Source organism: Xanthomonas sp. WHRI 8393 (assembly GCF_040203315.1).
Taxonomy (GTDB): domain Bacteria; phylum Pseudomonadota; class Gammaproteobacteria; order Xanthomonadales; family Xanthomonadaceae; genus Xanthomonas; species Xanthomonas arboricola.
The window spans coordinates 16,907-28,685 of record NZ_JBEGGL010000003.1 but is presented as its reverse complement, the minus strand read 5'-3'; the positions used below and the strand labels follow the sequence as shown (position 1 = coordinate 28,685).

14 protein-coding genes and 1 other RNA gene are annotated in these 11,779 nt (G+C 67.1%); 4 read left to right on the top strand and 11 right to left on the bottom strand.

Annotated features, from left to right (window positions below):
* Positions 1 to 60: 60 nt before the first annotated feature.
* Genes modA through ABQ137_RS10650 form a run of 4 tightly spaced genes read left to right on the top strand, consistent with a single transcriptional unit; the run spans position 61 to position 2,757 of the window.
* Complete coding sequence (gene modA, locus ABQ137_RS10665; RefSeq protein WP_349782406.1) at positions 61 to 837, top strand: molybdate ABC transporter substrate-binding protein; 777 nt, start codon at positions 61 to 63, stop codon at positions 835 to 837.
* 15 nt (positions 838 to 852) lie between these two features.
* Positions 853 to 1,539 carry a molybdate ABC transporter permease subunit gene (gene modB / locus ABQ137_RS10660; protein WP_349782957.1) on the top strand — a complete coding sequence of 229 codons (687 nt, stop codon included), beginning with the start codon at positions 853 to 855 and terminating at the stop codon, positions 1,537 to 1,539.
* The gene (gene modC, locus ABQ137_RS10655) at positions 1,539 to 2,153 is read left to right on the top strand and encodes a molybdenum ABC transporter ATP-binding protein (RefSeq protein ID WP_016902262.1); all 615 of its coding nucleotides are present in this window, start codon (positions 1,539 to 1,541) and stop codon (positions 2,151 to 2,153) included. The genes modB and modC overlap by 1 nt, the downstream gene beginning before the upstream one ends.
* 46 nt (positions 2,154 to 2,199) lie before the next feature.
* Positions 2,200 to 2,757, top strand: a complete 558-nt coding sequence (locus tag ABQ137_RS10650) for a flavin reductase family protein (protein WP_349782404.1) — start codon at positions 2,200 to 2,202, stop codon at positions 2,755 to 2,757.
* An 18-nt stretch (positions 2,758 to 2,775) separates the two neighbouring features.
* On the opposite strand, the gene ABQ137_RS10645 is transcribed toward ABQ137_RS10650, so the two are convergent.
* The 11 genes from ABQ137_RS10645 to ABQ137_RS10595 all read right to left on the bottom strand — a co-directional run bounded on the left by ABQ137_RS10645 (position 2,776) and on the right by ABQ137_RS10595 (position 11,660).
* Entirely contained in the window at positions 2,776 to 3,369 is a 594-nt protein-coding gene (locus ABQ137_RS10645) for a hypothetical protein (protein WP_503021213.1), read from the bottom strand.
* Positions 3,358 to 3,433, bottom strand: a non-coding RNA gene (locus ABQ137_RS10640) — sX9 sRNA. The genes ABQ137_RS10645 and ABQ137_RS10640 overlap by 12 nt, the downstream gene beginning before the upstream one ends.
* 70 nt (positions 3,434 to 3,503) lie before the next feature.
* Positions 3,504 to 4,802, bottom strand: coding sequence for a TonB family protein (locus ABQ137_RS10635; RefSeq protein WP_349782402.1), 1,299 nt, complete (start codon positions 4,800 to 4,802; stop codon positions 3,504 to 3,506).
* Entirely contained in the window at positions 4,792 to 5,160 is a 369-nt protein-coding gene (locus ABQ137_RS10630) for a BlaI/MecI/CopY family transcriptional regulator (RefSeq protein WP_349782400.1), read from the bottom strand. The genes ABQ137_RS10635 and ABQ137_RS10630 overlap by 11 nt, the downstream gene beginning before the upstream one ends.
* A 100-nt stretch (positions 5,161 to 5,260) precedes the next feature.
* On the bottom strand, positions 5,261 to 6,622 hold the full coding sequence (locus ABQ137_RS10625) for an ATP-binding protein (protein ID WP_024938154.1): 1,362 nt from the start codon (positions 6,620 to 6,622) through the stop codon (positions 5,261 to 5,263).
* Positions 6,623 to 6,639: 17 nt separating this feature from the next.
* Positions 6,640 to 7,341: a response regulator transcription factor gene (locus tag ABQ137_RS10620; protein WP_046344078.1), complete on the bottom strand. Its 702-nt coding sequence runs from the start codon at positions 7,339 to 7,341 to the stop codon at positions 6,640 to 6,642.
* A 22-nt stretch (positions 7,342 to 7,363) separates the two neighbouring features.
* Positions 7,364 to 8,026 (bottom strand): tetratricopeptide repeat protein, encoded by a 663-nt coding sequence (locus ABQ137_RS10615; protein ID WP_349782397.1) that lies wholly within the window; start codon positions 8,024 to 8,026, stop codon positions 7,364 to 7,366.
* Positions 8,007 to 8,846 carry an SDR family oxidoreductase gene (locus tag ABQ137_RS10610; protein ID WP_054592151.1) on the bottom strand — a complete coding sequence of 280 codons (840 nt, stop codon included), beginning with the start codon at positions 8,844 to 8,846 and terminating at the stop codon, positions 8,007 to 8,009. Before ABQ137_RS10610 ends, ABQ137_RS10615 begins: the two co-directional genes overlap by 20 nt.
* Positions 8,846 to 9,520: an iron-containing redox enzyme family protein gene (locus ABQ137_RS10605; RefSeq protein WP_054592150.1), complete on the bottom strand. Its 675-nt coding sequence runs from the start codon at positions 9,518 to 9,520 to the stop codon at positions 8,846 to 8,848. Before ABQ137_RS10605 ends, ABQ137_RS10610 begins: the two co-directional genes overlap by 1 nt.
* Entirely contained in the window at positions 9,517 to 11,016 is a 1,500-nt protein-coding gene (locus ABQ137_RS10600; protein ID WP_349782395.1) for an AMP-binding protein, read from the bottom strand. The genes ABQ137_RS10605 and ABQ137_RS10600 overlap by 4 nt, the downstream gene beginning before the upstream one ends.
* Positions 11,013 to 11,660 carry a thermostable hemolysin gene (locus tag ABQ137_RS10595; RefSeq protein ID WP_349782953.1) on the bottom strand — a complete coding sequence of 216 codons (648 nt, stop codon included), beginning with the start codon at positions 11,658 to 11,660 and terminating at the stop codon, positions 11,013 to 11,015. Before ABQ137_RS10595 ends, ABQ137_RS10600 begins: the two co-directional genes overlap by 4 nt.
* Between the last annotated feature and the right edge of the window lie 119 nt (positions 11,661 to 11,779).

Below are 11,779 nucleotides of genomic sequence, written 5' to 3'. Positions count from 1 at the left end.
ACCACGCGGCGCATGACGCGCAGCCGCTATGATCGCTGCCTGACCTTGCTGGAGCTTCCCATGCGCACGATCGGTTTTTGGCAGCGCGCGTTCTGCGTGCTGATGCTTGCCCTGCCCGTCCTGGCCACTGCGCAGACCGCGCCAGTGACGGTGTTTGCTGCAGCAAGCCTGAAGGAATCCATGGACGAGGCCGCGGCCGCTTACGAAAAGGCGACCGGCACGCCGGTGCGCGTCTCCTACGCCGCCAGCTCAGCACTGGCGCGCCAGATCGAGCAAGGCGCACCGGCAGACGTGTTCTTTTCGGCCGACCTGGAATGGATGGACTATCTGCAGCAACGCGGCCTGGTCGTGCCGGCGCAGCGCCGCAACCTGCTCGGCAATACCCTGGTGTTGATCGCCCCGGCCACCAGCAAGCTGCGCGTGGATGCGCGCCAGCCCGGCGCGATTGCCAAGGCGCTCGGCGACAGCGGTCGGTTGGCGGTTGGCCAGACCAACAGCGTGCCGGCCGGCAAGTATGCCGCCGCAGCGCTGCGCAAACTCGGTCAGTGGGATGGAGTAAGCAATCGCTTGGCCGAGTCGGAAAGCGTGCGCGCCGCATTGATGCTGGTCTCGCGCGGCGAAGCGCCGCTGGGCATCGTATACGGCTCGGATGCGCGCGCCGAACCCAAGGTCCGCGTGGTCGCCACCTTCCCCGCCGATAGCCACGCAGCCATCGTGTATCCGGTGGCTGCGTTGAAGAACAGCAGCAATGCCGGCAAGGCCGCGTTCGTGCAATGGCTGGGCAGCAAGCCGGCCAGGGCGATCTTCGTTCGCCGTGGTTTTTCGTTGCAGGATTGAGGCGCACCGTTGTCGATGTTCACCCCGCAGGAGCTGACCGCGATCGGCCTGAGTCTCAAGGTCGCCATCGTTGCGGCCATCGCCAGCCTGCCGCCGGGCATCGCCTGCGGCTGGCTGCTGGCGCGGCGGCGCTTTCCGGGCAAGGCGCTGCTGGACGCCCTGCTGCATCTGCCACTGGTGATGCCGCCGGTGGTGACCGGCTACGCGCTGCTGGTGGTGCTGGGCACGCAGGGGCCGGTCGGCAGCTGGTTGCTGGAACATCTCGGTATCCAGTTCGCGTTCCGCTGGACCGGCGCAGCGCTGGCATGCGCGGTGATGGGATTTCCGTTGATGGTGCGCGCGATCCGCCTGTCCATCGAAGCGACCGATCGCCGTCTTGAAGCAGCCGCCGCCACGCTCGGTGCGGGCCCATGGCGGGTGTTCTTCAGCATCACCTTGCCGCTGGCCTGGCCGGGCCTGGTCGCCGGCATGGTGCTGGCGTTCGCCAAGGCCTTGGGCGAATTCGGCGCGACCATCACCTTCGTGTCCAATATTCCTGGCGAAACCCAGACCTTGTCGTCGGCCATCTACGGGCTGATGCAGGTACCGGGCATGGAATCGGGCGTGTGGCGGCTGGCCGGCGTTGCGTTGGCAATCTCGCTGGCGGCGCTGATGCTGTCCGAGTGGCTGGTGCGCAGGCCGCATCCGCGCGAGGACGGCTGATGCTCGATATCGACCTGCAGCTGCAGCGCGGCAATTTCCAGCGGCATCTCCACATCCAGGACCAGGCGCGGGTGGTGGCCCTGGTCGGTCCTTCCGGTGCGGGCAAGACCACGGTGCTCAATGCCATCGCCGGGCTGGTGCAGCCACAGGCCGGGCATATCCGCATCGACGGGCGCTGCCTGTACGACGCCCGGCAAGGCATCAACCTGCCCACGCACAAGCGCAGGATCGGCTACGTGTTCCAGGATGCGCGGCTGTTCCCGCATCTGGATGTGCGCCGCAATCTGCGTTACGGCCGGCATGCGCGCGGCACGGCGCCATTCGGTTTCGACGACGTGGTGGCGCTGTTGGGGATTGGGCCGTTGCTGCAACGCCGGCCGCGCAATCTGTCCGGGGGCGAAGCGCAGCGCGTGGCGATCGGCCGCGCCTTGTTGTCGCAACCGGCGATCCTGTTGTTCGATGAGCCCTTGTCGGCACTGGATCAGGCGCGCCGCGAAGAACTGATTCCCTACCTGCAACGCGTGCGCGACGAGATCCGCCTGCCGATGCTGTATGTCAGCCACAATCCCGACGAGGTGCAGCGCATCGCCGATAGCGTGCATGTGCTGGAATGAGCGCATCGGCACTGTCGATCACCGCATTCAACCAGCTGGTGTGTCCATGAAACAGTATCGAAAACATGTATTCCCGGTGGAGCAGGCGCGCCGCTTCCTGGAACCGGGGCCGGTGGTGCTGGTCAGCTCGGCCCACAAGGGCCAGCGCGACATCATGACCATGGGCTGGCATATGGTGCTGGAGTTTTCGCCCTCGCTGATCGCGTGCTGCATCGCCCCCGGTAACCACAGTTTCGAACTGGTCCGGCGCAGCAGGCAATGCGTGATCAACCTGCCGACGGCCGAGCTGCTCGACACCGTGATCGGCATCGGCAACAGCAGCGGTGCACAGATCGACAAGTTCGACCACTTCGGGCTGACCGCCGTGCCCGGCCAACGGGTCGCAGCGCCGGCCATTGCCGAGTGCTACGCCAGTTTCGAATGCTGCCTGTACGACGGCCGGCAGATCAACCGCCACGCGCTCTTTGTCTGGGAAGTGGTGAACGCGCAAGTGGCCAAGCGGCCTGCGCTTCCCAGGACGGTGCACTACCGCGGCGATGGCCGCTTCATGCTGTCCGGCGACGAAGTCTCGCGGCGGCACCTGTTCGCACCCGACATGCTCTGATCGCCGCGATGCGCGCGCTCAACGCGCCACCTTGCCGGTACGCACGCTGACCTTGCCTTGCCGCACTTCGAAGGTGAACGCGAACGACAGCGTCACCGGTACCGGCTGCTGGCTGATGGCGCCGCTGCAATCGTCCAGCGCGGCCGGCTGCGCCACGCCTGCGGAAAACGTACACAGCGCGGCCGGAACGAACTGCCATTGCTGCACCGTGGTGCGCACCGACTGCACCAGATCGGCATTGTCCGGCAACAGACCGGCCGCACATTCGTCGCGATCGGACATGGGGTCGACGCGCTGTACCGCGCCGTCGGCGGTCAGGATCACATGCGCGCACACGGTGGTCGGCGGCAAGCTCTGCCGCGGCGAATCGGCCGGCAGCACCGGCGCATCGCTGCGCAGCGCGCGCGGCATGCGGAAGCGCTGTGCTGGCGCCAACGTGTAAGACTGGATGGAGCCGCCACCATTGCCACCCGGTTGCGCGCTCAGCATGCGCTGGTCCACCGAATCTTCGCGCTGGCTGCGCTGCTGTTCCTGCCCCCCTTGCGTTGCACATGCGCCAAGCGACAGCGCCAGGATTGCGGCGCAGGTCGGCGCAAGGACGGCCGACAACACGTGGCGAGCAGTTGTCGGGTGGGCGTGGCCAGCGCGCAGAAACCGGCGAGTATGCGCGGCACATGCCAATCCCGGACACCCGGCGCGCCCGCCAGACAGTTGTGCAGTCGTTTTGCTGGTTGCGCTGGATTGCATCACGGCCTCTCCCGCCTTGCACAGCCCGCTGAAGCACAACCGGCAAGGCGGTTGGACGCTGGCGCCTCCGAGCGCGCGGCGGCGGCATCGGCATCGGTTCCCGTTTGCTCCGGCGCATCCATTTCGAACTTCACCGGCACGCGCACCGTGGAAGCAATCGGCTTGCCATGTACATAGGCAGGTTTCAGCCGCCACTGGCGTGCTGCCTCCAGCACCGCTTGATCGAACACGCCGGCCGGCCTGCTCTGCACAATGTCGATGTGCTGCGGCACGCCGCCAGGGTCGATGTCGATCTGCAGTTCGACAAAGCCTTCGATACCGCCGTCAAACGCGGCTGTCGGATACCTCGGCGGCTGCATCGTGGCGAAATCCACCGCATTGCCGGCCGCCAGCGCCGGTTGTGCCGCTAACGCAATGCGTGCCGGCTGCAGGGCCCAGGCGGCGGTGCTGACCCCCGCCGCCAGCAGCAGGACCATTGCCACGCGCCAGCGCGCACGTCCGGCAGCGATAGGGGAACCGCGCAGCGCCGCGATCCGCTGCGTCAACGGATGCGATGCAGCCCAATGACAGGCGAGCGGCGTAAAGTCGCCTCCAAGCTGAGTCTTGAGCATGGCGGTGGCGTAACTGCGGCGCTTGCCCGGATGTTGCGCCAGCACGGCCGCATCGCAGGCCAGCTCCTGGTCCAGCCGGAACGCACTCCAGCCCAGATGCATCAGCGGGTTGAACCAGCCGATGCAGAGCATCAACGCCGCCAGCAGGTTGGCGTGCAGGTCGCCGCGGCGCAAATGCATGCGCTCGTGCGCCAGGATCAGGGCGCGCTCATCGGCGTTGTAACGCGCACTGAAATCCGCCGGCACCACGATGCGCGGACGCCAGAGTCCCAACGATGCAGGAAGACCGGCATCGCACGCGGCCGACCAGAGCCGGTCGTCGAGCCGGTGCAACGGCCCCAGGCTGCGCATGAAACGCCGTTGCCGCGTCCACAATCCGATCGCCATCACCACCGCGCCGCCCAGCCACGCTGCTGCCAGCCATGCTGCCCACGCACGACCTTCGCCATGCACGCTGGAGAGCGCCGGCATGGCGGTCAGCGCCGGAAATCCCGGCACTGTGATGCCCAGAGACGGGCCGGGCAACAAGGCCGCCACCAGCGCCAGCGGGACGCAGGACCAGATCGCATACGCCGCGCCGGCACCCGACCGCTTGCGCAGCGGGCGACGCAGGAGCAGGCAGACCAGCAGCGCAGCGGTGGTGTACAGCGTTGTGCGCGACAACAGGACCCAGGCCTCAGGGTTCATCGTCCAGCTCCTTGAGCAGTTGTTTCAGTTCCGCGATATCGGATGCGCTGAGTTTTTCGCGCTCGCTGAAGTGCGCCACCAGTGGCGCCACCCGTCCGCCGAACAGGCGCTGCAGCAATCCCTCGCTCTGTTGCTGTACCCACTGCTCGCGCGCCAGCACCGGCGAATAGAGATAGCGTCGCCCTTGTTTGACCGCGCGGATGGCGCCCTTGCCAAGCAGGCGGTTGAGCAAGGTCTTGACGGTGGGCTCGGCCCAGTCGCTGTGGCCTGCCAGCGCGGCGACCACGTCGTCGGCGCTGCGTGGCGCCGCATCCCAGAGCACCTGCATCACCACCGCTTCGGCGTCACTGATCGACATGCGATTACATCCGTAATTTTTATCGATTACACGCGTAATTAGAATCTATGTCAAAAAGTCTGCGCAGGTGCGTCGGCAGCCTCGCCCCACGGATCGCCCTTCAGCCCGTCGCGTTGCCGGCAAAGTGCACGCTGACGCGCAAGCCGCCCAGCGTAGGTGCGTCATCCAGCTGTACGCGCGCCGCATGGGCCACGGCAATGTCGTGCACGATCGACAGGCCCAGCCCGCTGCCTTCCACACCGGTGCCCAGCTCCCGATGGAAGCGGTGGAAGACGCGCACGCGCGCGCCCTCGGGGATGCCAGGGCCGGAATCTTCCACGACCAGGGTCGGTAGCGGTGCGCATTGCGTGCTGACCCGGATGCGGCCACCCACCGGTGTGTAGCGCACGGCGTTTTCCAGCAGGTTGCGCAGCAGCAGCGAGAGTGCGGTTTCCTCGGCAACCACCAGGACCGGTTGCAGGGCCAGTTCCACGGTCTGCTGTCGCTGCATTGCAACTGCCAGCACGTCTTCGGACTCGCTTCGCACCAAGGTGTCCAGGCTCACGCTGCGCCGCGGCAGCGCGGCCACCGCTTCCACCCTGCTCAAGGCCAGCAGCTGCGCGACCATGCGTTCGATGCGGAGCACGTTGGCGTCGAGTTGCTGTTGCGATTCATCGCGTTCCTGCGCGTCGGCCGCCAGGCGCAGATTGGCCGCATGCACTTTCAGCGCGGCAATCGGCGTACGCAGTTCATGCGCAGCATCGGCGATGAAGCGACGTTCGCGCTCCAGCCCGGCCTGCACACGGTCCATCAACCCGTTGACTGCGCGCACCAGCCCGTGCACCTCGCGCGGCATATGCTGCGGTTGCAGTGGCTGCAGGCGCCTGGGATCACGCTCGCCGATCTCGTCGGAGACACGCACCAGCGAGCGTGTGGCCCAGTTCACCACAGCCCAGATCAACAGCCCCATCAACGGCAGGGCCATCACCAGCGGCACCAAGGTTCCCAGCGCGATGTCTTCGGCAAGCTCCTGACGGATGTCGGCGCGTTCGGCCGACTGAAACCAGCGCCCACCCGGCGAGCGCAGCGTAAAGGTGCGCCATTGGCCATCGGCCAGTTGCACGTCCGCGTAGCCGGCACGCAACGGCGCCATCGGTTGCGCCGGCGCGCTGTCCGAGCGCAGGACCAGCGCACCGGCCGCGTTGCGCACCTGAAATGCCAGTTTGGTTTCGTAGGCATGGCCGTCCTTGAACGCCAGCGCCTCGCCCACGCCTTGCGCCTGCCCGTGCCACCCACGGATCACGATCGGCTCGCCTTGCGGCAGATCGCCCAGAGGTTGGTCCACCAGCGACAGCAGCACGCGCGCCGATTGCACCAGACGCGCATCGAACATCTCGCCAGCTTCCTGCAGGCCGGCACGATAACTGAAACCGGCTGCGGCCAGCATCAGCAACGACAGCACGCCCAGCAAGGCCAGCAACAGCGCGCGGCGGATCGAGTTCATTGCGGCGCTTGCGGCGGCAGCGCTGCGGCAGCCTGTGCGGCCTGCTCGTCCAGTGCATAACCAATGCCGCGAACGGTGCGGATCACCGCCGGCGACAGCTTGCGACGTAGCTGATGCACATGCACGTCCACCGCATTGCTGGCGACGTCTTCGTCCCATCCATAGAGATGTTGCTGGATGCGTTCGCGACCGATCGGCCGGCCACGTTGCTCCATCAGCAGCCACAACAGTGCGAACTCGCGGCGGGTCAGGTCCAGATCGCGGCCATGCCAGCGCACCGACATGCCGGCCGGATCCAGCTGCAGCGCACCAGCCTGCAGTACCGGCTGCGCACGCCCGGCCGAGCGGCGCAACAATGCCCGTGTGCGCGCCAGCAGCTCATTGGTGTCGAACGGTTTGCCCAGATAGTCGTCGGCGCCGACATCCAGGCCGAGCGCGCGGTCGGCTGCACGCTCGCGTGCACTGAGCACCAGAATCGGGGTATCCAGCGCACGTGCGCGCGCCTTGCGGATGACCTCGATGCCATCCATGCGCGGCAAACCAAGATCCATGATGACCAGATCCACGGTGGCTTCCTGCAAGGCCATCAACGCACTGACACCGTCATGCACCCAATCCACTGCATAGGCGGCACGCCGCAATGCAGTGCGGATGCCCTCGCCCAGTGAAAGATCGTCTTCGACCAGCAGGATGCGCATATAGGCCAGTCTGGAAGTCGGCTCACGGCTTGGCAAGCTGCGCCCGCACATCTGCCAGCTTGGTGGCCACTTCCTTGCGGCGACCGGCATCGGCCAGTTGACGTCCCGGGCGTGGCGGCGCAGCGGCAGCCTTCTCGAACGCCGCTGCCGCGCCCGCCCAATCCTTCTGGTCGCGCAGGAAATCGCCGACGAAGTAGTTGCTGTCCAGTCCGTCAGGGTTGATCGCCAGCCCCTGATACAGCAATGCGCGCGCCTTGGCGTCGTCGCCGAAGCCGATCGGCCAACCGGGCACCTGGTAATACAACGCGCCCAGGCTGGTGTACGCCGCGCCGTCGAGCGCGCGCGGCGCGCGCTTGATCGCTTCTTCGAAATCGCTGCGTGCGCGTTTGACCTCCGCCAGGGCGCCCAGGCCGCCTTTTTCCGAGGCCAGACTGGAGCGCACGATGCCGTCCCAGATCAAGGCATCGGCATCGTCGGGCAGGGCGTGGCGCACCTGATCGGCCTGCTGTGCGAGTGCTTCCAGTGCGACGAGCCGCTGCGGTTTCGGCATCTGGTAGCTGATCGCCGCCCAGCGGTCCTGCACTTGCGCTACCTGCGGCTGCATGCCGGCTGCGCATGCGGCGCCGGCGACCAGGCACAGCCCGAGCATGGTGAAAAGACGCGAATTACGGTAATTGCGGTTCATGGGAAAGCTCCTGCGAGGCGACGCCGCCGCCGTGCCGCGCGTGGCGGCGGATGGTGGATAGCTGTTTGCGTAACGCGCGGTCGACCAGTTCCGGCAGTAGCCCGTTGAGCCGGGCAAAGGCCTTTTCCGGCCATCCCAACTGACGTCGCCTATCGCCGCGCACGATCGACTGCAGCAGCGCTGCTGCCACGTCTGCGGCACGATCCACCGCCGTGCCCAACTCCGCATTGAGCGCGTCCACCGCGGCAGGATTGAACGCAGTGGCCGTGGCACGCGGCGACAGATACTGGAAACGCACCCGCGTATCGGCATGCTCGCGCGCCAGGGCTTCGAACAGACCACGCAGACCGAACTTGCTGGCGCTATACCCGGCAAATCCGGCGAACCCCAGGCTGCCGAAGGTGGAGCCGAGCGCCACCATCGCTGCCTCCGGCTGCCGCGCAAACGCCGGCAACAGCGCCTGCACCAGCAGCATCGGCACGGTCAGATTCAGATGCACCATGGCGCTCAGGCTGGCCGGATCCTGATCCTGCAACAGCCCGAACTGGCTCTGCGCATGCGCAAGCACCAGCACCGACGGTGCCGGACGCATCGCATGCACCTGCGCCAGCAGCAACGCACGGCCCGTCTCGCTGGCCAGGTCCGCCGCCACCGGCACCACGCGGCCGGGTGGATGCGCGGCAGCCAGCCCTTGCAAGCGCCCGTCCGTACGTCCCACGGCCATGACCGTTGCGCCCGCCTCGACCAGGCCGGCGCACAGCGCGCTGCCGATGCCGCCGCTGGCGCCGGTCAGAATGACGCACTTGCCGCGCAGATCCATCACGCCGCCTCCGCCAGACGCGAGCCGTCGCTGCGCAGGGTGCGAAACAGGTCGCCGTACAACACGTAGAAACGCTTGGCCGCATGCACCACCGCGTGCTGGTCTAGCGGGTCGTCGAGCCGGTTCATCAGCGTCTCGAAAAAGCCGGCATGCTCCAGGTCCAGATCGCCATGCGACAACAGATAACTGAAGGCATTGGGCGGCAGCGCCAGCGTTTGCGCGATGCTGTTGGCCGCGCGCGTGGCCAGTGCCACGCTGGTGCCCTCCAGTACCAGCACCATGCCGAAGAAGCCGACCGGGTTGCCGCGCTGGATGGTGTCGTAGGCGTAGCTGATCATCAGCTCGGTCGCCAGCGACGGGCCGGCGAGCACCGCCGCTTCGCGCACCTGCCCGCACGCCACCAGATCGTCCAGGATCCACTCCTGGTGGCCCATTTCTTCTTCGATGTATTCGCCGATCGCTTCGCGCAGCCATTCCAGCCGCGCCGGCAGACGCGCGCCGCAAGCCATCAGCAGCGGCACCGTGTGCCGCACGTGGTGATAGGCCTGGCCGAGGAACGCCACGTAATCGTCGCGGGCGATGTTGCCGGCCAGCGCCGCCTGGATGATCGGCACCTGGGTCATGCGCTCGCGTTCGGTCTGGGTCTGCGCCAGCAGGGATGTGTAAAACATCATGGAGAAATGCCTTGAGAGAGGACAGTGGCCGGCAATCGATAACTGCGATCGATGGCGGAGTGATAGCGCGCGAGGATCGCGTCGCGGCGGGGGCGCCCGTTGGCCGTGAGCAGGCCCTCGTGTGCGCTGAACGGTGCATCGGCACGGACAAAGCGCGCCACGCGTGCGTAATCGGGCAAACCGGCATTGACCTCGGCCAGCGCCTTGGCGATTGCCGCGTCGTCGCTGCCAGGCCGACGCGGCCACAGCACCGCCACGTTGTCGGCCTGCGCCTCGCCCCACACCACCGCCTGCGCGAGCAATGGATGCTGCAGCAATTCGCTTTCCACCCATTCGGGCGAGACGTTGCGGCCGAAGGCGGTGATGAAGACATGCTTGCGGCGCCCGGTGATGTGGACGAACCCCTCGCCATCCACATGACCCAGATCGCCAGTGCGCACCGGCCCTGGCGGCATGGCCTGCTCGCCCAGATATCCGAGTGCGAGTACGCCGTCGACCTGGATCTCGCCATCGACGATCGCGACCTGCGCATGCGCCAGCGGCTGGCCGACGCTGCCGGCACGCACGGCACCCGGCCGGTTGAGACAGACCACAGAGCCGCATTCGGTCAGGCCGTAGCCTTCGAATACCGGCAGCCCCGCCGCAGTTGCGCGCGCCAGCAGACTGGGGCCGACATGCCCGCCGCCAACGGCGATGTAACGCAGCGATGCCGGCAAGGCCACGCCCTGCTCGGCAGCGCTGACCAGGGCGAGCAACAGCTGCGGCACCAGGATGACGCTCTCGGGCTGATAGTGCTGCAGGCAGCGCAACAGCGTGGGCACATCCAGCCCGCTGGCGCCGGTGTAACCGATCTGCGCCAACGACGGCAGCGCCACCTGCGCACCGGACAACAAGGTCGCATAGAGCCCGGCCACGTTTTCCAGCAAGGTGGACAACGGCATCAGGCACAGATGCCGACGCGGCGCGATGGCAGCCGAGGCCTCTATCAGCGAGGTGGCCACCGTGAGCAAACCGTCCGCCGACAGACACACCCCCTTTGGGCGGCCGGTCGTGCCGGAGGTGTAGGTGATGCAGGCAGTGGCGTCCGGCAATGCGGGCCGCGCTGCGACCGCTTCGATCCGCCAGAACCGCAGCGCCTCGTGGTGCAGCGCCGGCAGCGGGCCGCTGCTGCCGGCCGGCGCAGCGGCGGCGGCGTCGGTCACCACGCATTGCGCGCCGCTGGAGGTCAACGCGTGCAGTACCTGGGGGCCGGAAAAGAAAGTCGGCAACGGCACGTGCACGGCATCGATCAGACGTAGCGCCAGATCCAGGATCAACCAGTCCGGGCCGTTGTCCAGCCGGCTGGCGACCCTTGTCAGCCCTGCGGTCTGCAACTGCGTTGCCAGTCGCGCGACAGCATCGGCCAGCGTCTGCGCGTCCAGGCTTCCCGCGGCGGTCAGCACCCGCGGCGCATACGCGTGCGGCTCACCGAGCAATTGGGCGAAACGTGTGCTCATGCGCCCACTCCCATCTGGTACGCCATTGGCTCGACGCCCTGACGCGCGGCCTGCGGATACAGCGCCTGCCGCTCCAGCAAAAATGCATGACCGGCGGCGACATCGCCGCACACCACCTGCGGTTGCGTGGCGTAGTAGCTGCCCCAGTCGGTGTCGTCATCGCGCAGGCGTGACTGCAAGGCAGGCGCCAGCACCACCGGCTGCAGCTGTAGCCGGTCGAAGGTATTGCGCAGGCCGCGGGTCGCGGTGAACAACACCCAGCGCACGCCTGCGTTGTGCAGCGCATGGGTCATCTGCGGGATCAGCGCGCGTGCGCTGCCGGAGCTGATCGCCGCGAAGTTGCCCACCTCGGCCAGGCCCGAGCGTGCGACCGGAGCGGCCATGCGCCCGGCCAGCGCCGACTCGGCGGGCTCGTCCAGGTACTGCTCCACGAACAACCCGCCAGCGCTGCCAAGCCGTATCCCGACTGCCGCCATCAGCGTGCCGTGGGCATCGCGGTAGACCAGCAACTGCGGCAGGAAGCTGCGCAGCTGCGCACCGTAGCGGCGCAGGTAGACCGCAGCGATGAAGCGTTCCGCCTCCTGGCGCTGCGGGTGACCAGCCTCGACCAGGCTGGCACTGGCAAATCCAGGACGGGCATACAAACGGGAAGGCGTGGAGGTGATCATGCAGCGCATGCTGGGCCGGCTCGATTAAGTGACCATGAGCCGTGTGTTACCGAGTTGTAAGTTCTGCCGTAGCAATTCGTTGCGTGGCGTCAGGC